The organism is Streptomyces sp. NPDC048018 (assembly GCF_043202995.1).
Lineage (GTDB): Bacteria > Actinomycetota > Actinomycetes > Streptomycetales > Streptomycetaceae > Streptomyces.
On sequence record NZ_JBIDBK010000003.1, the window covers coordinates 366,632 to 387,236 of the forward strand.

The 20,605-nt window shown below is 74.7% G+C and carries 23 protein-coding genes; 10 read left to right on the forward strand and 13 right to left on the reverse strand.

Features of this window, described 5'->3' with window-relative positions; genetic code table 11:
- Positions 1–90: 90 nt before the first annotated feature.
- A complete protein-coding gene (locus ACGF1Z_RS12985; RefSeq protein WP_393003062.1) occupies positions 91–882 on the reverse strand; it encodes a DsbA family protein in 792 nt (263 codons plus the stop codon).
- A gap of 248 nt (positions 883–1,130) precedes the next feature.
- On the opposite strand from ACGF1Z_RS12985, the gene ACGF1Z_RS12990 reads away from it, so the two are divergent.
- The 3 genes from ACGF1Z_RS12990 (at position 1,131) to ACGF1Z_RS13000 (ending at position 3,918) form a co-directional block, all read left to right on the forward strand.
- Positions 1,131–1,730, forward strand: a complete 600-nt coding sequence (locus ACGF1Z_RS12990; RefSeq protein ID WP_393003064.1) for a hypothetical protein — start codon at positions 1,131–1,133, stop codon at positions 1,728–1,730.
- 86 nt (positions 1,731–1,816) lie between these two features.
- Positions 1,817–3,109 carry a VWA domain-containing protein gene (locus ACGF1Z_RS12995; protein ID WP_393003066.1) on the forward strand — a complete coding sequence of 431 codons (1,293 nt, stop codon included), beginning with the start codon at positions 1,817–1,819 and terminating at the stop codon, positions 3,107–3,109.
- Positions 3,109–3,918 carry a hypothetical protein gene (locus ACGF1Z_RS13000; protein WP_393003068.1) on the forward strand — a complete coding sequence of 270 codons (810 nt, stop codon included), beginning with the start codon at positions 3,109–3,111 and terminating at the stop codon, positions 3,916–3,918. The genes ACGF1Z_RS12995 and ACGF1Z_RS13000 overlap by 1 nt, the downstream gene beginning before the upstream one ends.
- Before the next feature lie 76 nt (positions 3,919–3,994).
- Here the strand turns inward: ACGF1Z_RS13000 and ACGF1Z_RS13005 are convergent, their stop codons facing one another.
- The 7 genes from ACGF1Z_RS13005 to ACGF1Z_RS13035 all read right to left on the reverse strand — a co-directional run bounded on the left by ACGF1Z_RS13005 (position 3,995) and on the right by ACGF1Z_RS13035 (position 10,567).
- Positions 3,995–4,684 carry a response regulator gene (locus ACGF1Z_RS13005; RefSeq protein ID WP_393003070.1) on the reverse strand — a complete coding sequence of 230 codons (690 nt, stop codon included), beginning with the start codon at positions 4,682–4,684 and terminating at the stop codon, positions 3,995–3,997.
- The gene (locus tag ACGF1Z_RS13010) at positions 4,681–5,982 is read right to left on the reverse strand and encodes a sensor histidine kinase (protein WP_393003072.1); all 1,302 of its coding nucleotides are present in this window, start codon (positions 5,980–5,982) and stop codon (positions 4,681–4,683) included. Before ACGF1Z_RS13010 ends, ACGF1Z_RS13005 begins: the two co-directional genes overlap by 4 nt.
- Positions 5,983–6,019: 37 nt before the next feature.
- Complete coding sequence (locus ACGF1Z_RS13015) at positions 6,020–7,213, reverse strand: acyltransferase (protein ID WP_393004159.1); 1,194 nt, start codon at positions 7,211–7,213, stop codon at positions 6,020–6,022.
- A gap of 13 nt (positions 7,214–7,226) precedes the next feature.
- A complete protein-coding gene (locus tag ACGF1Z_RS13020; protein ID WP_393003074.1) occupies positions 7,227–8,249 on the reverse strand; it encodes an alpha/beta hydrolase in 1,023 nt (340 codons plus the stop codon).
- Positions 8,250–8,784: 535 nt separating this feature from the next.
- Positions 8,785–9,441: a maleylpyruvate isomerase N-terminal domain-containing protein gene (locus ACGF1Z_RS13025; RefSeq protein WP_393003076.1), complete on the reverse strand. Its 657-nt coding sequence runs from the start codon at positions 9,439–9,441 to the stop codon at positions 8,785–8,787.
- Between the two features lie 210 nt (positions 9,442–9,651).
- Positions 9,652–10,224 (reverse strand): dihydrofolate reductase family protein, encoded by a 573-nt coding sequence (locus ACGF1Z_RS13030; protein WP_393003078.1) that lies wholly within the window; start codon positions 10,222–10,224, stop codon positions 9,652–9,654.
- A gap of 46 nt (positions 10,225–10,270) precedes the next feature.
- Complete coding sequence (locus ACGF1Z_RS13035; protein WP_393003080.1) at positions 10,271–10,567, reverse strand: 2Fe-2S iron-sulfur cluster-binding protein; 297 nt, start codon at positions 10,565–10,567, stop codon at positions 10,271–10,273.
- Between ACGF1Z_RS13035 and ACGF1Z_RS13040 the strand changes: the two genes are divergently transcribed.
- The 4 genes from ACGF1Z_RS13040 to ACGF1Z_RS13055 all read left to right on the forward strand — a co-directional run bounded on the left by ACGF1Z_RS13040 (position 10,461) and on the right by ACGF1Z_RS13055 (position 14,177).
- Positions 10,461–11,372, forward strand: a complete 912-nt coding sequence (locus ACGF1Z_RS13040; protein ID WP_393003082.1) for an NADPH-dependent F420 reductase — start codon at positions 10,461–10,463, stop codon at positions 11,370–11,372. The genes ACGF1Z_RS13035 and ACGF1Z_RS13040 overlap by 107 nt on opposite strands.
- Before the next feature lie 394 nt (positions 11,373–11,766).
- Positions 11,767–12,414 (forward strand): class I SAM-dependent methyltransferase, encoded by a 648-nt coding sequence (locus ACGF1Z_RS13045; protein ID WP_393003084.1) that lies wholly within the window; start codon positions 11,767–11,769, stop codon positions 12,412–12,414.
- Positions 12,415–12,913: 499 nt separating this feature from the next.
- The gene (locus tag ACGF1Z_RS13050; protein WP_393003086.1) at positions 12,914–13,672 is read left to right on the forward strand and encodes a type 1 glutamine amidotransferase; all 759 of its coding nucleotides are present in this window, start codon (positions 12,914–12,916) and stop codon (positions 13,670–13,672) included.
- Between the two features lie 61 nt (positions 13,673–13,733).
- On the forward strand, positions 13,734–14,177 hold the full coding sequence (locus ACGF1Z_RS13055) for an OsmC family protein (protein ID WP_393003088.1): 444 nt from the start codon (positions 13,734–13,736) through the stop codon (positions 14,175–14,177).
- A 313-nt stretch (positions 14,178–14,490) separates the two neighbouring features.
- Here the strand turns inward: ACGF1Z_RS13055 and ACGF1Z_RS13060 are convergent, their stop codons facing one another.
- On the reverse strand, positions 14,491–15,186 hold the full coding sequence (locus tag ACGF1Z_RS13060) for an RraA family protein (protein WP_393003090.1): 696 nt from the start codon (positions 15,184–15,186) through the stop codon (positions 14,491–14,493).
- A gap of 173 nt (positions 15,187–15,359) precedes the next feature.
- Here ACGF1Z_RS13060 and ACGF1Z_RS13065 point away from each other — a divergent pair, with 173 nt between their 5' ends.
- On the forward strand, positions 15,360–16,130 hold the full coding sequence (locus ACGF1Z_RS13065; protein WP_393003092.1) for a metallophosphoesterase: 771 nt from the start codon (positions 15,360–15,362) through the stop codon (positions 16,128–16,130).
- Positions 16,131–16,397: 267 nt separating this feature from the next.
- Here ACGF1Z_RS13065 and ACGF1Z_RS13070 read toward each other — a convergent pair whose 3' ends face one another.
- Positions 16,398–17,855: a carboxylesterase/lipase family protein gene (locus ACGF1Z_RS13070; protein WP_393003094.1), complete on the reverse strand. Its 1,458-nt coding sequence runs from the start codon at positions 17,853–17,855 to the stop codon at positions 16,398–16,400.
- Positions 17,856–18,085: 230 nt separating this feature from the next.
- Here ACGF1Z_RS13070 and ACGF1Z_RS13075 point away from each other — a divergent pair, with 230 nt between their 5' ends.
- Entirely contained in the window at positions 18,086–18,460 is a 375-nt protein-coding gene (locus tag ACGF1Z_RS13075; protein ID WP_393003096.1) for a hypothetical protein, read from the forward strand.
- On the opposite strand, the gene ACGF1Z_RS13080 is transcribed toward ACGF1Z_RS13075, so the two are convergent.
- From ACGF1Z_RS13080 to ACGF1Z_RS13090, 3 genes are all read right to left on the reverse strand, one after another.
- Positions 18,442–18,972, reverse strand: coding sequence for a GNAT family N-acetyltransferase (locus ACGF1Z_RS13080; RefSeq protein WP_393003098.1), 531 nt, complete (start codon positions 18,970–18,972; stop codon positions 18,442–18,444). The two genes, ACGF1Z_RS13075 and ACGF1Z_RS13080, sit on opposite strands and share 19 nt — an antisense overlap.
- A gap of 103 nt (positions 18,973–19,075) precedes the next feature.
- Positions 19,076–19,426, reverse strand: a complete 351-nt coding sequence (locus ACGF1Z_RS13085) for a DUF664 domain-containing protein (RefSeq protein WP_393003100.1) — start codon at positions 19,424–19,426, stop codon at positions 19,076–19,078.
- Between the two features lie 125 nt (positions 19,427–19,551).
- A complete protein-coding gene (locus ACGF1Z_RS13090) occupies positions 19,552–19,911 on the reverse strand; it encodes a cupin domain-containing protein (protein ID WP_393003102.1) in 360 nt (119 codons plus the stop codon).
- Positions 19,912–20,166: 255 nt separating this feature from the next.
- Between ACGF1Z_RS13090 and ACGF1Z_RS13095 the strand changes: the two genes are divergently transcribed.
- Positions 20,167–20,601: a VOC family protein gene (locus tag ACGF1Z_RS13095; protein WP_393004161.1), complete on the forward strand. Its 435-nt coding sequence runs from the start codon at positions 20,167–20,169 to the stop codon at positions 20,599–20,601.
- The last annotated feature ends 4 nt before the right edge of the window (positions 20,602–20,605 follow it).

The window sequence follows — 20,605 nt, forward strand, 5'->3', positions numbered from 1 at the left end:
CACGGGCCGGAACGGTCGGAGGTCAGCCGGTCCTCCGCTCCGCCCCCTCGCGCGGTGCGGAACTCCCCGCGATCCCGTTCCGGACACCTTCTAGGACTCGGCGTCCTCTGCCTCGACCTGCTGCTGGACGGGTTCGTACACGCTCTCCCAGGTGTACGGGAAGTCATGCAGGTCCTTCACCATCCGGCGGAAGAGCTTCCGGTCGAAGTTGATCCCGTAGAGACCGCCGTCGATGGGGTGACTGTTGACGATGATCGTGGGCGTGCCCGGGCCCTTCGGATCGTCCCCGGTGTTCTCGTAGGCCTGCTCGGAGGCGGTGACGAAGGCCTGGTACCTCATCGTCCGGACAGCCCGGTCGAATGCCGCGTCGCGAAGTCCCGGCACCTGCTGCGCGAGCTCCAGCAGCCGCTCGGTGGTGAAGCCGCCGCCGGCTTCGACCTCCGTCTGGAACTTCCAGAGCACGGCGTGGTATTCGACGAACTTCCCCTTCTCCAGCGCGGCGCGCAGCGCGTTGACGGCCCGCTTCGAGCCGTCACCGCCGAGACGGATGTCCTTGAAGGAGGCGAGGGTGTACTGGGCCTTGATCTCTCCCTCGAGGAGGAGTTCCTCGAGTTCCCGGGCGCCGGTGCGCTCGTACTCCTCCACGACGGGACAGCGCGGGTCCTCGAACATCTCCACCGTCGAACGGGCCGCAGGATTGCCGACCCAGATCGTCGTCCCGTCCGCCGCCAGCCGCTCCGGCAGCATCTCGGCGGACGCGTAACCGACCGGCGCGGCCGGCAGGGCCTCCCCCGCCCCCGACTCGGCCGCGCACCCCGCCACGCCACCCATCAGGCCGACCGCGACGGCGGCACGGACCGTTCTGCTCATCATCGTCTTCATCGAACCCCGGTTCCTCCCCTGTGAACGGGCGGACTCTACGCGTCCGGTCCGACACCGGCACGACATTTTCGGCCCGGCCCGCGGGAGTCCCTTCCGGTGTCGGTGGTCTCGCGGTGTTCCCCCCTGGGCCGATGCGCCGCGTCCCCGGCCGTGCGACGCCCGTCACGATCCACTTGACGCCAACACAGGAGACACTTAGCTTCGCCTTACCTAACCTCCACTTTCACGCCAGTCGAAAGAATCGAGACATGCCGAGAACCCTGCCGCGTCCGTCCCGCGCCACCGCCGTCACGGCGGACGCGACGGTGCGCGAGGAGCCGCTGCGGGAGCTCACGCCCGGCTGGCACCTCACCCTCGCCGGCGTGCTCGCCGCGGGAGTCCTCGCGGCCTCCTGCTGGACCGCCGGGCATGTGCACGCGGACGTCACGCTGCAGACCACGGCCCGCTTCCTGCACGTGGCGAGCATGGTCGCGGGACTCGGATCCGTCCTCGCCGTCGACTGGTTCGCGGTGCTCTGGCTCACCGGCCGCCGGCCGCTCGCGGGCGTCCTGGACACGGCGTGCGCCCTGCAGACCCCGATCTGGGCGGGTCTCGGCGGACTGACGGTCTCGGGCCTCTTCCTGCGCCCCGACCTCCATTCCCCGCTCACCCTGGTCAAGCTCGGCCTCGTCCTCGCCGTCACCGTCAACGGCCTCTACGCCCATCGCCTCGGCCAGCTGCTCGGACGCTACCGGGAGGACGGCGGCGTGCCCCGCCGGCTGCTCGTCCGGTCGGGAGCCGCCGCCACGGTGAGCCAGGTCGGCTGGTGGGGCGCGACCGTCATCGGCTTCCTCAACAGCCAGAGCTGACCGGACGGGCCCGGAGCGGACGCCCGCTCAGGAGCCCCCGGTGGACCTGGTTTTGGTTTTCGGACGATCATCCCTACGATCCTCCGATGATCACGAGAAAACGGCTGGCGACCGGGGCCTGCGCGCTGCTCGCCGCCCTGGCCGTCGGGCTCCTCCCGACCAGCGCCGCCGCCGACGACGGACCGGCGGCCCCGGACTCCCCCAGGGAATCCCCCAAGGTCGAGCTGGTGCTCGACGTCAGCGGCTCGATGCGCGCCCGCGACATCGACGGACAGTCCCGCATGGCGGCCGCCAAGCAGGCCTTCAACGAGGTCCTGGACGCCGTCCCCCAGGAGGTGCGGCTCGGCATCCGCACCCTCGGCGCCGACTACCCCGGCCAGGACCGCAAGCGCGGCTGCAAGGACACCCGGGCGCTCTACCCGGTCGGTCCGCTGGACCGCACCGAGGCCAAGACCGCCGTCGCCACCCTCGCCCCCACCGGCTGGACCCCGATCGGCCCGGCCCTGCTGGGCGCGGCCGAGGACCTCAAGGGCGGCGAGGCCACCAAGCGGATCGTGCTCATCACGGACGGCGAGGACACCTGCGCCCCGCTCGACCCGTGCGAGGTGGCGCGTGACATCGCCGCCCAGGGAATACATCTGGTCATCGACACCCTCGGGCTCGTCCCGGACGTCAAGACCCGCCGTCAGCTGATGTGCATCGCCGAGGCCACCGGCGGCACCTACACCTCCGTGCACCGCACCGAGGAGCTCTCCGGCCGCGTACGACAGCTGGTCGACCGCGCCGCGGACCCGGTCGTCACGCCGATCGCCACCGAGGGCGCCGCGCGCTGCGCCGGCGCCCCGCAGCTCAAGCCGGGCCTCTACACCGACCGCCAGGTCTTCGGGCAGCACCGCTGGTACCGCGTCGACGTCCTGCCCGGCCAGGAGCTTCGCGCCTCGGTGAGCGTCTCCGCCGACCGTGCCGTCAACGAGGACTACGGGGTGCTGCTGCGCGCCGTCACCACGCACGGCCGGGAGATCGTCCGCGGCTCGGAGGCCGGGGACGGACGCACCGACGTGATCTCCACGGGGCTGCGCTACCCGAAGAAGGACGACGAGGACGCCCTCGACGACGACACGAAGAGCGCCGCCGAGACCGTCTGTCTCCAGATCAGCAACTCGTTCTCGGCTCCCCCGTCGGTGAAGACCACCCCGGGCATGCCGGTCGAGCTCGCTATCGACGTCGTCGACGGTCCCGACTCCGCCTCCGACGTCGCCTCCTTCGGCCTCGGCCGCGGCTGGTGGCTGCTCGGCGTCCTGGTGCTCGCCGGGTTCCTGGCCGGCCTGATCTGGGGCTGGCTGTCCCGCTGGCGCTTCGCTGTCTGGAGGACCCACTGATGCGTACCGTACGCAGCATGCTCGCCGCCGCCGCGCTCGCCGGCGCCGCCCTGCTCGGGCCGGCCGCCCCGGCCGGACTCGCCGACTCGGCGACCCCCACCCCGAGCGGCAGCGCGAGCGGCGCCGCGTCGGAGGCCGGGCCGACCGAGGCCGGCACGTCCTTCCGCACCGCCGCGTTCTTCAAGCAGGGTCAGCAGGCCACCGCGCAGGCTTCCACGGGTGACTACCTGTACTGGGTGTTCCCCGCCGACACCGGCGAGCGGCCGACCGTCACGGCGACCGTCACGCTCCCCGAGGCGGCACAGCGGCACGGCTCGTCCACGTGGCGGATGGACGTCTACGACGGTCTGCGCCGCCGGCAGCCGTGCATGTACGGCATGCAGTCGCGCCCCGCGGCCAAGGAGGCGGCGACCGTCGAGCTGGCGTGCACGCTGCGCCCGGTGCGGGCCGCCGCGGACGCCTGGTCCAACGACCCGCTGCCGGGCAGCTACTTCGTCCGGCTGACCGTGACCGGACTGCCCGAGGAGGACTCGGGCCAGCCGTTCTCGGCGCGCGTGGGCGCGACGTCGCGCGACACGGGCGGGGCGTACGCGACGGACGGCGCGCTCTCCGTCCCGCTGGTGCCCGGTGCCACGACGCCGGAGACGGTGGAGGCCCGCGCGCCCGAGGACGGCTGGTCCTCGGGCTGGTGGTCCGACCGCTGGCTGTGGACCGCCGCGGGAGGGGTGCTGGCCGCCCTCGCCGGCGTCGGCGGTTACGTCCTGACGCGCGGTTCGGGCCGCCCCTCGCGCGTCCCGCCCGCCGTCTGACGCCTGACCGGCTGTCCGGACGCACCGGCCCCCGCCGTACCCACGGCGGGGGCCGGTGCCGTGTCCGGCCGGATCCTCACGGCGCGCCGGGCCGTACCAGCCCCGTCTCGTACGCGTGGACGGCGGCCTGCGTGCGGTCGCGCAGGGACAGCTTGGCGAGGAGGCGGCTCACATACGTCTTCACGGTCTGCTCGGCGACCACGAGGCGCTCGGCTATCTCCGCGTTCGACAGGCCGTGCGCGATGAGGGTGAGCACCTCGGTCTCCCGCTCGGTCAGGGCGCCGAGCCGGTCCATGAGCGGGGCGCGGGGCGCGACGCTGAGCCGGGAGAACTCGGCGATCAGACGCTTGGTGACGTTGGGCGCGAGGAGCGCGTCGCCGCGGGCCACCACCCGTACCGCCTGGGCGAGTTCCTCGGCGGACGCGTCCTTGAGCAGGAATCCGGCGGCGCCCGCGCGCAGCGCCTCGTACACGTACTCGTCCAGGTCGAAGGTCGTGAGGACGAGCACCTTGACGGTGGCGTCGGCGGGCGCGGTGAGGACGCGGGTGGCCTCGATGCCGCCGGTGCCGGGCATGCGGATGTCCATCAGGACGACGTCGGGGGCGAGTTCGGCGGCCTTGGCGATCGCGTCGGCGCCGTCGACGGCCTGTCCGACGACCCGGATGCCGGGCTCGGCGTTGAGCAGGACCGTGAAGCCCTGCCGGACCATGACCTGGTCGTCCGCGATGAGAACCCTGATGTCGTCGCCGGTGCTTCCGTCGCTCATGAACCGTCCTCGGGGTGGGGCTGGGTGGGGAGAGGGGCGGGCAGGGTGGCGGTGACCTCCCAGCCGCCGTCGGGGGTCGGTCCCGCGGCGAGTTCACCGCCGAGCATGGCCGCGCGCTCGCGCATGCCGAGCAGGCCGTGCCCGGGCTCCCTCGCGGGACCGGTGGGCACCTGCGCCGGCCGGGTGCCGGCGGTGTTGGTGATGCGTACGGTCAGTCCGCCGCGGTGGTAGTGGGTCCGCACACCGGCGCGCGCGCCGGGCGCGTGGCGCATGGCGTTGCTCAGGCCCTCCTGCACGATGCGGTACGCCGAGAGTTCGGTGCCCGGGGAGAGCGGCCGGGGCGTGCCCTCGGTCTCGGCGGTCACGTCGAGACCGGCGGCGCGGACGTTGGCGAGGAGCTCGTCGAGCCGGTCCAGGGTGGGCTGGGGCGCATGTCGTACCCCCGCCGCGGCGTCGTCCGCGGAGCCGTCGCCGCGCAGCACACCGAGGACCCGCCGGAGTTCGGTGAGCGCGTCGACGGCGTTCTGCCGGATGCCGGCCAGGTTCTCCCGCAGCTCCGGGGAGGGGTCGGCGACCAGATGCGGGGCGACCTGGGCCTGGATCGAGATCACGGACATGTGGTGGGCGACGACGTCGTGGAGCTCCCGGGCGATCCGGCCACGCTCCTCCAGGAGGGCGCGCCGGGCGCGTTCCTCGGCGGTCAGCTCCTCCTGTTCGACGAGGCGGGTGCGCGAGACGCGGCTGGCGCGCAGGGAGCAGCCGACGACCACCGCGGTGACGAAGGCGACGGAGCCCTGGGGCAGGGTCGCCAGGTGCGGCACCGCCCGCGGGACGGTGGCGCCGGCGCCGGTGAGCAAGGTGAGGACGAGGGCGGCCACGGCGGCGGCGGGCCGCACCCGCAGGGAGAGCAACAGCAGCACCAGGGTGTGCAGGGCGATGCCCGCGCCGGACCACGGCCAGTGGGCCCCGAGGACCGAGGCGGTGAGGGCGGCGGAGCCGAGCAGGGCGCCGACGGACAGCCAGAGGGCGGCGGCCGGCCGGGAGAGGGCGAGAACGGGGGCGGCCCCCTGGCAGATGACGAGCAGCGTCAGGTCGGCGGGGGCCGGGTCCATGACGTTCTCGTAGAGGGCCATGTCCCACATGCCCAGGAGCACGGAGAGCAGCACGAGATGGGCGTGCGGCAGCCAGCTGAGCCAGCGGTTGCGCGGCAGCGGGTCGCGGCGCCCCGGCCCCAGGTCGGCGCGCAGGACGCCCGGGGCCGCGCGCAGGGCCGCCTCCCACCGTGCGGTGTCCGTCACCGTGCTCCCCCCGCTCAGGTGATCGTTCTGGCTCAGCCTAGGCACGTCGGGCCTCCGTCCTTCCGTCGGGCCCCGGCTTGCGGCTCGGCCCGGGCTTCGGCGCGTGGGCCGTCGCGGTGCGTTCGTGGCCGGTGCGTTCGTAGGCGGTGCGTTCGTAGGCGTGGAAGGCGGCACCGCAGATCAGCAGCGCACCGGCGAACAGGGGCAGCCAGCCGAGCCGGGCGAGGACCCAGGCGGAGCCGTCGGGGACGGTGTGCAGTCCGGTCAGCGGGGCGTGGCCGAGGAGGCCGGCGGTGAGGAGTCCGCCGGCGGTCACGGCGATCATCGCGGTCTGGTGCCAGAGGAAGACGGTCATCGCGCACAGGTTGAGCAGGGCCACCGCCGCCCAGGCGAGAGGCCGGCGCAGGGCGCGGCGGAGCGGCCCGAGCAGCAGGACCGCTCCTCCGGACTGGGCCAGGCCGAAGGTGACGGCGGCGAGCGTGGGCGGGTTGAGGTTGGAGACGGGCGCGCCGGGGACGCCGACCATGGAGCCGGGGTAGCCGGCGAACGCCACGAGCAGGCCGGTCGCGGCGGCGCCGCCGAGGAGCAGGGTCCAGGCGGCGGCCGGGGCGAGCGGGCCGCGGCGGGCGAGGAGGGCGCCGAGGCAGTACGGCACCAGCCAGCCGGCCGGCAGGTTGAGCCAGCCCAGCCACTCGGGTCCGTCGAGGCCGAAACGGATCAGGTCGACGTGGAGGACGACGGCGAGCGGCCACAGCGGATGGACGCGGGCGACGAGCGGGGTGGCGGCGGTGAGCGCGGCGAGGACGAGCAGGAACCAGAGCGGGGACAGGACGAGTCTGCCGAGCGTGTAGAGGCTCTGCCAGGGGACCCCGCAGCCGAGCATCACGGCGGACGCGAGGAGCCACACCCCGAGCAGCGGGAGGACCGGCCGGAACAGCCGGGCCAGGCGGGCGGCGACCCACCGGCCGTGGCCCTCGCCTCGGGCGCGGGCGGCTGCGTGGCCCCGGGCGGCGACGTGCCCGCCGACGAGGAAGAAGACCGCGAGGGTCTGGAACACCCAGGAGACCGGGGTGAATTCGGGCAGGTGGCCGAGAGGGCTCTCGACGTTCAGGGTGCCGCTGTCGACGACGAGGGCGGTGACCAGCCAGTGGCCGAGGACCACGCCGAGGATGGCGAAGGCCCGCAGCGCGTCGAGGGCTCGGTCGCGGCCGGGCGGGGTGGCGGCGACCATGCGGTCGGCGAGGTCACGCACGGTCCGGCTCCTGTCCGTCGACGATGCGGGCGAGGTTGCGCAGGGACACGGAACCGCGGGCCAGGTAGTCGCTGTGGCCGCCGTCGCCCGCGGCGAAGCGGCGGGCACCGAACTCCGGGTCCACCGGGTCGGCGCCGAAGCCGAGTTCGGTGCCGGGCAGCAGGGGGACGCGCACGTGGGGCACCGCGCCCACCCAGTCCCCGGAGGCCCGCCCGGCCCAGACGGTGGTCCGGGCGCCCAGGTCGGCGGCGGTGTCGAAGCCGGTGCCGGGGCTGCCGTAGAGGACGACGGCGGCCACGGGCAGGCGGGCCGCCGCCCGGGCGCACACCACGGAGCCGTAGGAGTGTCCGAGCAGGGTGATCCGCGCCCCGGGGCGGACCGCGCGCAGCTCCTGGACGAAGGAGCGGAGCGCGCGGGCGGCCTGTTCGGCGCGGCCGGGCGTGAGGGAGGCGGCGCTGCCCGTGGCGGGGGTGCGGTAGCCGAGCCAGGCGACGACGGCGGTGCGGGCCCCCGACTCCCGCAGGGTCTCCTGGAGGGCGACCGCACCGGCGCGGAACCGGCCGTAGCTGTCGAGCCCGGTGTCGGCGCCGGGGACGAGCACCGCGATCCGCTCGGCGTGCGCCAGGTCCCCGACGACCTCGGCGCTGCGGCCGCCGTCCCGCCCGTCGAAGAAGAGGAACCGGCGGCCCGGTGCCGCCATCGTGCGCAACGAGGCGGCCCGGCGGTGCGCCCCGTAGGCGTCGGCGAGCCGCTCGGCCGCCCGCAGCTCCTCCCGCCCGGCCGCGTACCGCGCGGCGAGCTCCCCGGCCAGCGCCGTGGGCTCGGCGGCGGTCAGCCGCGCGATGCCGGCGGGCGCGGGCGCGGGGACTCCCGCCGGCCGGGCGGCTCCCGCGACGGGCACCGCGACGGCGGCGGCGACGAGCGCGGCGAGCACGGTACGGCGGAGCCTGCCGGCGCGCCGCGGTCGGCGGCGGACGGGGGCGGGGGTGCGGCGGTCACCGCGCGCGAGGGCCATGGGGGTCCTTCCGATACGGAGTTCGTTCCGTTACGGAAGGTAGGAAGCGAGCCGTGTAGTCGGCGTCACGCGCAGGGGCCAACCTCGCGGGTAGCTCCCAGGTATGACGGGTAGTCGGTCGCAGAACGCGCCGCGACGCGGCCGTCGTTACGCGGGGACGGACTCCTCCCTAGGGATTCGATCGCCCCGCGCGATCCGGACGCTTCCCGTGTCCCCCGCGGCCCGTCCGCTCCGCAACGACGCTTCCCACGGCCGTCGGCGCGGGTCGAGGGTGAGGGCCGGTGCGGGTGTCGGTCGGCGGGGGTGAGCGTGCTCATGGTCTCTCCCGCATGGTCCGAAGGGCGTCGGGTCGTCACGCGCTGCCTGCGCACCTTCCGGCTCACCCCCGGTCCGCGGCCTCCGCCTCGTGTGCGGCCCCGGTCCCCCGGGTGGTGGCACCGCCCCCACCCGGCTCAGGAGCCGACATCCGGCCCGGGATCCGCGCCGGAACGATCGCGCCCGGCGAGCCCCGCCCGATCCCCCGGGCCGGCGCCCGTCAGCCGAGCGAGAGGGGAATCCGCACGCCCGCCTCGGTGAGGGCTGCCCGCTCCGCGGGGCTCGGCGCACGGCGGCCGGTGCCCACGAGCAGGGCGTCCGTGTCGGACATCGGGGCCGGGAACGGTGCGCCGGCGATCCGCTCGAGCAGCCCGCGCGCGGCTGCCAGGCCCTCCGCGGGCGGTCGCGGTGCGTGCGGCAGGTGGGCCACGAGGTCCAGGTGGTGCAGCGTCCACTCGACGACGTAGGCGGACAGGTAGTCGGCGACCGTGAGCACCTCGCCGCGCGTGCCGACCCGTCCGCCCGGTTCGGCGAGGACGGCCGCGCGCCCTGCGGCGGCGCCGACGTCGTCGAGGTGGAACGTCAGCAGTGCCGGGTCCCCGTACGCGGCGGCGAGCCGTACGGTCAGCGCGTCGAGCGGGTCCTCCCCGGTCGGCGGCGTGTCGGCGACCTCCCAATAGGTCGCGGCGTCGCGCGTGGGAGCGGTCTCGGCGGGCGTCGCGAGGGTGATCAGGACGTCCTGGGCGTCGATGACGAGGTGGCACACCAGATCGCGCACGAGCCAGCCGGCGCAACCCGAGGGCCGGGCGAAGTCCTCGTCGGCGAGGCCGGCGACGGCCGCGCGCAGTGCGGTCCACGAACGGGAGAAGTCGTCCACGCCCCGCAGGCTACCCACACCCGCGGGCCGGCCGGCCCGTTCCGGCCGCCTGACACGGGGAGTCCCCTCGGCCACGCACCCGCGGCGGTCCGTCCGGGAGCCTGCGGTGGTACGCCCGGGGCCAACGGTCATACGTCCGGCAGCCTCCGGCCGTGCGGGCCTCCCCCACACCACCCCGCGTGCTCGCCCGGCGCGCGGCCCTGCCGGCGGTCAGGTGCGGTCCTCGCGCTCGTACCGCAGCAGCACCACCCCGTTGGGGAAGTTGCGGGTGCGGTCGAGGCGGAGGCCGGCCGGTGTGTCGGTCGGCGTGAAGAGCGGGATGCCGCGTCCGACGAGGACCGGGTGGACGTAGAGCTGGTAGGCGTCGATCAGGTCCCGCTCGCGGAACGCGGCGGCGAGCGACGCGCCGCTGAGGGCGAGGTCGCCGTCGGCGGCGGCCGCGAGGGCGCGGACCTCTGCGGGGTCCACGCGGGGCACGACGGTGGTGTTCCAGTCGGCCCGGTCCACGGTCGTGGAGTACATGACCTTCGGGGTGGACCGCCAGATCTCGGCGAACTCCCGCATGGCGGGGGTGCTCTCCGGATCGGCGTCTGCGGTGGGCCAGAAGTCCGCCATCAGCATGTGGGTGCGCCGGCCGCTGACGAAGCCGCCCATGGCGGCGAGTTCCTCGTTGAAATGCCGGTGCAGCTCCTCGTCGACCCGGTGCCAGCCGATGTCGTGCTCCTCTCCCTCGATGTAGCCGTCGAGAGAGACGGACGTGAAGAGGACGATCTTTCCGGGCATGGGCGGCGCTCCCTCTCGTCGACCGGAGACCGCCCGGCGGGCCCGCTCACCCGACCCGGCCGGCGCCCTCCCTGCTGGCCTCACGGATACGGTTATAGGTCCCGCAACGGCGGATGTTGCGGATCCGGGCGGCGTCGGCCCCGTCGATCTCCCGCCCGGCCGCGTCAGCGCGCCGTGCGGCGGCCTCGGCGGTCATGCTCCGGCCGGGCCCGCAGGAGCTGCACGGGGCGACGCCGATGTCCGGCCACGCCTCCTGCACCGGGTGCAGCTCCCTGCCGACGGCGGCGGACAGCCCTCGGCTGTGGTCACCTCGTCGGGCGGCGGCGAGGTCCTTGACCCGCACGGAGCACGGAGTGAAGGCCCCCGTCTTCCCCTGCGGACCCGCCGAACCCCCACTGAGGGGGAATAGCGCCCCGTCCGGCCCGGTTGGCCAGTGCCGTGACGGCGATACGCGCCGCCGCTCGCTCGGCTCGGAAGGAACGACGATGAAGATCGGCATCATCGGGGCAGGCAACATCGGCGGCAATCTCACCCGTCGGCTCACCGCGCTCGGACACGAGGTGTCCGTCGCCAACTCACGTGGCCCCCAGACGCTCACCGGACTCGCGAAGGAGACCGGAGCGACCCCGGTCCCGGTCACGGAGGCCGCGCGGGGCGCGGAGGTCGTGATCGTGGCGGTCCCCCTGAAGGCCGTCCCCGAACTGCCGGCCGGGCTCTTCGACGGTGCCGCGGAGGGCTTCGCCGTCATCGACACCAACAACTACTATCCGCGCGAGCGAGACGGGCGGATCGCGGGCATCGAGGACGAGGGTCTGCCGGAGAGCCGCTGGACCGAGCGTCACCTCGGTCACCCGGTCGTGAAGGCCTTCAACGGCACGTACGCCGCCGACATCCTGGAACGCCCCCTGCCGGCGGGGGACCCCGAGCGGATCGCCCTCCCGGTCGCGGGCGACGACGAGGCGGCGAAGGCGACGGTCCGCGCCCTCATCGACGAACTCGGCTTCGACACCGTCGACGCGGGCGGCCTCGACGAGTCCTGGCGCCAGCAGCCGGACACCCCGGTCTACGGCCTGCGGGCCGGCGTGGAGGCCGTCACCGCGGCCCTGGCGGCGGCCTCCCCGGAGCGCCCCGCCGCCTTCCGCGGCTGACAGCCGCGGACCCGCGGCACGCCCCCCCCCCGCTGACGCGTCGGCATCGCGTCCGTGCGGGAGGCAGCTGGTCGGGCCGACGGAGGCGCACGGCGAACCCGTCGACGTCGCGTCCGTGCGGGAGGGCCGGAGACGCGGGGTGCGTCATGCCGGCGCCCGCGGCCGGGCCGGCCCGCCGGGGGGCCTCGGGCGACCTCCCCGCACCCCTCCCCTCGCGGGGACGCCGAGGACGCGGGCCGGGCGAGGGCGCCGGCGCCGGAACCGGCTCACCCGGTGCGGTACGGAGCGTGCACGCTCTCGGCGCCGGGCGGGAACGCGTCGCTCACATGAGGGACGGCCCGTTCCCTGCCCGCCCCTGGAGGCTCCACGACGGACGCCGGTACCGTGCCACGCCATGACCGAGTCCGCACGCCTCACCTCCACCCGTCGTTCCTACGACACCGTCGCGATCTCCTACGAACGTCTGCTCGCCGCCCAGTTGGCGGCGGAGCCGCTCGACCGGGCGGTGCTGGCCGCCTTCGCCGAGGAGGCGCGGGACGGTGAGGGCGGGCCGGTGGGGGATCTGGGATGCGGGACGGGGCGGGTGGCGGGGCATCTGCGGGAGCTCGGGGTCGACGTGTTCGGGATCGACCTGTCGCCCGGGATGGTCGCCGTGGCCCGGGAGGCGTATCCGCAGGTGCGCTTCGAGGTCGGTTCGATGACGGCGCTCGACCTGCCCGACCGCTCCCTCGGCGGGGCGCTGTCCTGGTACTCCACCGTCCACATGCCCCCGGAGGAGCTCACGGCCGTGTTCGCCGAATGCCACCGGGTCCTCGCGCCGGGCCGCCCGCTGCTCGTCGCCTTCAAGGTGGGGGACGAGCGGGTGCGCCTGGGTCGGGCCTACGGCCACGAGGTCGATCTGGACGTCTACCGCTACCCGGCGGAGCGGGTCGCCACGCTGCTGACCGAGGCCGGCTTCGTGGTGACCGCGCGCCTGGTGCGCGAGCCCGGTCCGTCGGAGGCGACCGCGCAGGGCTTTCTGACAGCACGCAGCGCGGACTGACCCCAGGCCCCGCGGGCCCGGGCGACGGCGCGGCCGCCGCAGTCGCGAAGCTGGGTGCGGGAGAGCCTGGCCCGCTGGCCGCCACCGGCGATCAGCGCGTTGACGGACGCCGTCGGGTCTCCGCCCACCGAGCGGGCGAGCAGCGCGCCGACCACGACCGGCAGCAGCGCCACGGCGAGCGCCGAACCGGTGGCGGTGGCGGTCGTCGTGACGAGCCGGAGGGGGCGGGGGCGCGTGGTGTCGTCGCTCATGACGACAGTTCATCAGCGGGCCGGGGGCACGGGTATCGGACGCCGTACTCAGTCTCCCGCGGCCGGGGTACTCAGTGCACCGAGTGCTCTCGGTGCGTCCGAGTGAGTCTCTCTCCGGGGGATCACCAAGCCGGCCGGCCGGGCCGGACCCTCCGACGGGTTCCGCTGAAACGATTCTTCGGTCACCCTCGGGAAGGCGGCCACCGCCCCACGACCCTGTTCCCCGCAGACCGGGAGGCCCTACGCCCGTGACCACGCACTCCGCACTCCCCGTCCTGGTGATCCAGCACGAGGCCGACGCAGGGCCCGGACTCGTCGCCGAACGCCTCCGCAAGGCCGGCGTCGACCCTCGGGTGTGCCACCCGTGGCAGGGCGAGCCGCTGCCCGCGTCGCTGGAGGGCTGGGCCGGCCTGATCGTCCTCGGCGGCTCGCCCAACTGCGAGGACGACACCGCCGCGCCGTGGCTGCCCCGGGTCAGGGCGCTGATCCGCGAGGCCGTCGACGCCCGGCTCCCGCTCCTCGGCATCTGCCTCGGCGCCCAGCTCATGGCCCACGCGCTCGGCGGCGAGGTCGCGCCGCGCGTCCGGGCGCCGGAGCTCGGCGCCGTACCGCTGCGCCGGCTGCCCGCGGCCGACGGCGACCGGGTGCTCGGCGCGGTGCCCGACGGGGCCCCGGCGGCACAGTGGCACTGGGACGACATCGCACTGCTGCCGCCCGGCGCGGTGCCGCTGCTGACGGGTGACCACTGTGCGCACCAGGCCTTCCGCGTGGGCGCGCGGGCCTGGGGCGTTCAGTTCCATCCCGAGGCCCTGACGGGCACGATCGCGGACTGGGCGGCGGCGGACGGCGCCCGGATCCGGGCCGAGGGCGGCGACCCGGAGGCCGCCGTCGAGTCCGTACGGGCGGCGGAACCGCTGCTGCGGACGCTGTGGGGAGACGTGACGGAGGCGTGGGCCGACGTCGTCCGGGAGAGCGTGCCCGTGCGCACGCCCGCCGCACGGGAGTGATGGGATGAGGGTGCGTACGCGCTCGCGTGCGCACGCCGTCCCCTTGAGGAGCAGTGCCGTCATGGCCGACTACCGGATCGAGACCGTCCGCACCGGTTACCGCACCTGGACCGCCCGCAACGACCGCGGCGCGGAGGTGCGGATCGCCGCCGCCGACGACGCGGACGCGCAGCCGTCCTTCACGCCCGTCGAGCTGCTGCTCGCGGCGATGGGCGGCTGCGGCGGCCTGGTGATCGACCGCACGGCACGCGCCGTCGACCATGACGACCTGCGGATCGTCGTCGAGAGCGTCGCGGGCCCGGAGGACGACGGCCGGATCGGGCGGATCAGGGTCAGTTACGAGTTCGAGCTGCCCGACAGCAATCCGCGAGCGGCCGACGTGTTCGCCCGCGGGGTACGGCTGACGCACGAGAAGTACTGCACGGTGAGCCGCACCGTCGAGCACGGCGCGGAGGTCGAGGCGGTGCTGCCCGACGGGTCGATCGGCTTCCGGGCCGGCGGCTGACCCGCCCGGCCGGATCCTCCCGGCGCCGTCTCTCCTCTCCGGGCGGCTACGCCCCGGCCTCGGCGTCCGTCCATGCCGGCGCCCGTCCCTCCCGGGCGTGCGCTCCTCCCGGCGCCTGCGCCCCGGCCCCCAAGGGCCGTGACGGGCGCCGGGCCCGCCGCGCCGGGCCACCCGGCCACCCGGCCGCTGCCGCGCGTGCCTGCTTCACCGAGGCGACGGATGGACCCGCGTCCCACCGGCGGACCCCTGCCCCAGTGACGCCGTGTCCCACCGGTGGACCCCCGTCCCACGGGTGAGCGGCCGCCGGCCCGGCCTACTCCTCGATGGCGCCGCCGATCCGGCGCAGATGCCGCCGGAAGGTGTACTCCGGGTCCCGCCCCCGCAGCTCCAGGTACTCCTCGAAGCGCGTCTGGTCGCGCAGGGTCTCCCCCGCCCTGATCCGCCGGGCCTGGTCCCGCTCGGTGCGGGAGATCCCCTCGGCGGTCTCGAGGACGGCGTCCACACGGTCGGCGGCCACGAACAGCACACCGTCGTCGTCGGCGAACACCGCGTCGACGGCAGAGACGAGGTGCTCGCCGAACCGTGCCGTGCGCAACGCCTCGGGCCCGCGCGGATCCAGGCGTACGGGACCGGGCGCAAGGGCCCCGTACGAGAAGACCGGCAGCCCGATCTCGACCAGCTCGGGCGTGTCGCGGTGGAGCCCCCAGATCACGACGCCCGCGAGGCCCGCTGCCCCGGCCTCGAGAACCGCCAGGTCGCCGACGCAGGCCTCGTCCCGGCGCCCCCCGTTGTCGATGACGAGCACGTCACCCGCCCCGGCGTGGGTGGTGAACGCCTCCAGGAACACGTCGACGCTTCCGTAGTGGCGCACCGGGAGCACCCGCCCGGCGAGGCGCCGCCCGGGGAGCACCGGCAGGATGCCGGCAGGCGCGGCCCGCAACGGTTCCCCGAGCCTCACGCAGGCGTCGGCGATCAGCGGGGTGGAGAGCTCGGTGAACCGCTTGAGCATGACTGCTCCCTTCGAACGGACTGAGGCGGTCCGGATGCTATCCGGGCCGGAACGTCAGAAAAGGTCCAATCCACGGCAGTTGGCCCGCGCCACCGCCTCGGGACACGCGGTACGTTCCGCTCGGAGAAGCGAAGCAGCCGGACCCGGCGCAGACCGCGAAGGGGAGCCAGACCGTGAAAGTGATCGCGCACCTCAGTGACCTCCACATCGGCCCCGCACCACGCAGTAGGCGGCGGGCCCGGGCCGCCGTGGACTACCTGGACTCCCTCGCTTACGACCTCGACGCGGTGATCGTCACCGGTGACGTCGCCGACAACGGCGAGGAGTCGGAGTACACCTGGGTCAAGGAGAACGTCCTCGGCTCCCGCCACCCGGTCCTCGCCTGTCCGGGCAACCACGACCGCAGGGACGCCTTCCGGCGCGTGCTGCTCGACGCGACGCCGCCCTCCCCGGAGGCCCCGGTGAACCAGGTGCTGCGCGGGGACGGGTTCGTCGTCGCGCTGTGCGACTCCTCGGTTCCGGGGAAGGACGAGGGCTTCCTGGAGGACGAGACGCTCGACTGGCTGGAGGCGGAACTGGCGCGGACGGCGGAGGGCACTCCGGTGCTCGTCGGCTTCCACCACCCGCCGGCGTCCCTGGGAATCCCCTTCGTAGACGGCATCCGCCAGTTCGGCGAGGACAGGCTCGCGGCCCTGGTCCGCCGTCACCCGTCGGTTGCCGCCCTCCTCTGCGGGCACGCCCACACCGCCGCCGCCACGACCTTCGCGGGCCGTCCGCTCCTCGTGGCGCCGGGCGTGGTGTCGACGTCGAAGCTGCCGTGGGAGCGAAGCGGGGACGCGGGCGACTACGTCTACCGCGACGAGATGGCACCGGCGCTCGCCTTCCACCTCCTCTCGGACGACGGGCGCCTGACGACCCATTACCGCAGCGTGCCGGCCGCCTGAGCCCGGGGCCCCACCACACGCCGACGGAGCCGCCGCCAGGCGGAACGGGGCCGCACCGCACGCCCACGGGGCCGCGGCCGGCATCCGCAGGGACCGGGTCTGCATCCGCCGGGACCGGGCCCGCATCCGCCGGGGCCGGGTCTGCATCCGCGCACGTCGGCGCCGACATCCGCCCGAGCCCGCGCCGGCATCCGCCCGAGCCCGCGTCGGCGGCGCCGGTCCGCCAGGGGCCGTGACCGGGTGCCGAGGGGCGTGCGGGCCCGTGGCTCAGCCGAGCCAGACGGTGCGGACCGCGGCCAGCGGGTCCTGCGCGGTGTGCGGCGTCTCGTCCCAGATCATGGTCGTCCGCGTCGCGGAGGTGTACGCGGGCCATTCCGCGCCCGGATCCTGGTCGGTGACGAAGGCCACCCAGGCGCGGTGCACCGCGTCGGCCAGGGCCTGGGGCGGGGTGTCCCCGGCGGCGGCCTCGACGCCTTCGGCGTCCAGCAGGTCGAAGGCGAAGGGCAGGTCGAGGCAGTGGTGGGCCTGGCCGTTGACGGCCGAGGCCCACTCGAACTGGTAGAGCCACGTGGGCTGTCCGCGCTCGGCCCGGGCATCGGCGACGGCCAGCGACGGGGCGCGGAAGGTCAGGTCGGTGAGCGCCTGCCCGAAGAGGCCCGAGGGGTCGGTGTCCGCGTACGTCTCCGTGAAGGCGGCGGCGCGGTCACCGGCCAGTCCGAGTCCGCCGAGCAGGACCGGCAGCGGCGGGCCGTCCGGAGCGGCGGCGGGAGAGGGGATCATGTTGGACTCCTGGGCGGTGAAGCCCAGCATCAGCGGGACCCCGGCGCCCGCCCCACCCGTCGTGAGCGCGTCCAGCACCGGCTCGGGGACCAGGTCTCCGTCGGCGAAGGGCGCGAGGGACAGCATCGGCGGCAGCCCCTCGCGGTCCGGGCCCGGCCGCCCGAGGCGGTCCTGCAGGTCGAGGAGTTCGTCGTCGCTGAGGTCCCGGAGGGCGGCGGCGGTGGCGGGCAGGCCGGTGCGGGCCGTGAAGAGGCGCGAGACGGCGCGGGCGACCTCGGGCCCGTCGGGCCGCGTCACGGCGCCCGAGACGGACAGGGCGCCTCGGAACAGCCCGCGCGCGGACGGTACGGCCAGCAGGGTCTGGACGGCGCCGCCACCCGCCGACTGGCCGGCGACGGTGACCTTGGCGGGGTCGCCGCCGAAGCGGGCGATGTTGTCCCTGACCCACTCCAGTGCGGCGACCCAGTCCCGGACGCCCCGGTTGTCGGGTGCGTCGTCGAGGTGGAGGAAGCCCTCGATGCCGAGCCGGTAGCCCAGCGAGACCAGCACCACGCCGTCGCGGTTGAACGCGGCACCGTCGTACCAGGGGCTGGCGGCGGATCCGGCGACATAGCCGCCGCCGTGGATCCAGACGAGGACCGGCAGGCCGGCCTCCGGGTCCGGCTCCGGGGTGAAGACGTTCAGGTTCAGCACCCCCTCGCCCGGTACGCAGGGCTCGGGGATCGTGGTGACGTCGGCGAACGGGCGGCGCTGGGCCGTGGGTCCGTACGCGGTGGCGTCCAGGGGCTCGGTCCACGGCTCCGGCGGTGCGGGGGAGGCGAACCGGAGGGGACCGACCGGCGGCTCGGCGTACGGGATGCCGAGGAAGCGGCAGCTTCCGTCGGTCCGCCGTTCCCCGCGGACCGGGCCGCGGGTGGTGCTGACGAGGGGGTTCTCCGGGGGCATGGGCGTGCCTTCCTGGCCTGGCCGGTGCGGCGGCGTGCGGTGCTCGGAGCAGAGTGACACGTGTAACCCAACCATGTCACCTCACCCTCCCGACCCGCCCGCCTCCACCAGAGTCACCCGGGCGCGGAGGCACCGCAGGGGGCGGGTCGGGGTGGTGGGGGACGGGACGCCGTCGGGCGTGGATGCGCCGATGCCGGTTCGCCACGTCACCGGCGGGGAAGGGAGGCGGTGTGAAGCTGACTCCCGACGCGACCCTCGGTGTCCTGGTGGTCGTGACCGGCGCCGTGCTCATGGCGGCCGGCGTGCTCTGGAAAGGGCGCGCGGTGCGTCCGCCGGCCCCCCGGCGGGCGCGGGCCCTCGCCTGGCAGGCGTATCTGCGCGCGCTGACCCGTTCCGCCGAGCTGGCGATCGCCTCGGCGCGGGACGCGGCGGGCCACGGCGAGCCGGCGATCGTGACCGTGGAGGACGTCGTACGGCTCGCGCACGTCCGGTTCGGTTACGAGGAGGTCGTCCGCGACCACGCCGCCGCCGCGCTCCGCAACGCCTACGAGCGCGGCGGGTGCGCTGCCGACACCGTGACGGACGCCTACAGCGCGATCCAGTAGCGCCGCTTGAGTCCGATCTCGGTCTGGCGGATGTCCTCCAGGACTCCCCCGTTGCGCTCGATGGTGCGCGCCGAGGCGGTGTTGGTGTCGTCGCAGGTCAGCAGGACGCGGTCGAGTCCGAGTGCGCGGGCCTCCGGCAGGACGGCGCCGAGCGCCCAAGTGGCGAGGCCACGGCGGCGGGCGGAGGGGCGGACGCTGTAGCCGATGTTGCCGCCCGCGCGCAGCAGGAAGTCGTTGAGCTCGTGGCGCAGGTCGATGGCGCCGAGATACGTGTCGTCCTCGACGATCCACCAGTGCGTGGCGTGGACCCGGCCCTCGGGCACGGGCCGGGTCCGGTCGGACTGTTCACGCAGGCGCCCGACCCAGGAGGCGAAGACCTCGGGGACGGCGAAGGCGTTCTGGGGGGCGAGCCACAGGCCGACTCCGTCCTGACCGCTGCCGGGGGGCCACTCGGCGTGGGCCTCCAGCCAGGAGGTGCGAAGTCGCTCGGTGGGGGTGATCAGCTGCGGCATGCGGCGACGATAACAGCGCCTCGCGCCTGCGTCCGGTGCCTGGGCGCCGACTGTCACCCGGCGGCGCGCGCCCTGTCGCCCGTCGGCGCGCGCCGGTGTCCGCTCACTCCCCGGTGCTGCCGTCGATCCGCTCGCGGAGCAGGTCGGCATGCTCGTTGTGGCGCGCGTATTCCTCGATCAGGTGGGCAAGCACGTGGCGCAGCGCGTACGTCTCCTCGCCGACGGTCCTCGTGACGTCGGGTGAGGGTGCGGCGTCCACGATCGTGCGGGCACGGGTGCACTCGTCCCGCCAGACGGCGAAGCCCTCGCAGACGTCGACGTCATCCACGTCGAAGTCGGCACGGTCCGTGGAGCCGGCCGGGGTCCGGGGGCTGCGGCTCCGCTCGCCGTTGACCACGTTGCGGAACCACCCCGCTCGACCTCGGCGCCCTGCCGCACCGGACCGGTGCCGCATCGTGCCGCAGGGCGCGCCCCACGCGTGACGATTCAGGCCGGTGGACAGGCCTCCCGAGCAGGCAGCGCCGTACCCCCCGGGGAGCCGGGGCGGCTCGGCTCCTTCGCGTGCCGACGATGTGCCGGCTACTTCGCGTAGTCGACGAATCCGACCCAGTCCAGCGCCACGCAGGCTTCGTCGCCCTCCACCCAGGCGTCGTGTCCCGGCTGGACCTCGTAGAACTGACCGGGGGTCAGGTCCGCGGACTCGCCGTCGTCCATGACCACCTTCATCCGGCCGCTGACGACGTAGCCGACATGGTGCGCCATGCACGAGTCGGTGCCGGCGAGCGGCTTCACGTGCTGCGACCACTTCCAGCCCGGTTCGAACACGGCGCGGCCCACGGCGCCGCTGCCCGTGGTGATGAGATCGAGTCGGCCCTTGCCCTCCTCGAAGGGACGGACCTCGTCCGCGGAGTCGAAGCTCCTGGAAACGATTCCGGTCATCGTCCGCCTCCCGGCGGTGGGAACGTGCGAACCCGAGTCCACTACCAGGCTACGCCGCAAGCCCCAGACGCACCTGGCCGTTCAACACCGTTGCACACGAAGATCGGCACGGGTTAGCGTGACCGTATGACTGCCGGGTCGGCCATGGGCCGTGATCGAGAGAGGCGCCCGGCCGTGGCGTGAGCGCCCCCGGCCGGTGGGCGCGGGGTCCGCCGCGGTCCTCCGTCCCGTACCTCGCGTACGGGAGGAGAAGACATCAGCGCCTGCCCTGCGAAAGGACCCCCTGTGGCCGTCGAGCTCAATCACACCGTCGTCCTCGCCCGTGACAAGCGGGTCTCCGCCGAGTTCCTGGCCGAGGTGCTCGGCCTGGAGGTCGGTGCGCCCTTCGGACCGTTCCTGCCCGTCGACACCGGCAACGGCGTCACCCTGGACTACTACGACGCGGAGGACACCGCGTTCACCCCCACCCACTACGCGTTCCTCGTGCCCGACGAGGAGTTCGACGCGATGATCGACCGCCTGGAGCGGATGCGCGTTCCGTACTTCGCGGACCCGCAGCACTCCGACCCGGGCCGGATCAACCGCCTGTTCGGCGGCCGCGGCGCCTACTTCGACGATCCTTCGGGCCACAACATGGAGATCATCACCAGGCCTTACACGCGGGCGCCGCGCCCGGCCGCGGCGCCCTGACGGT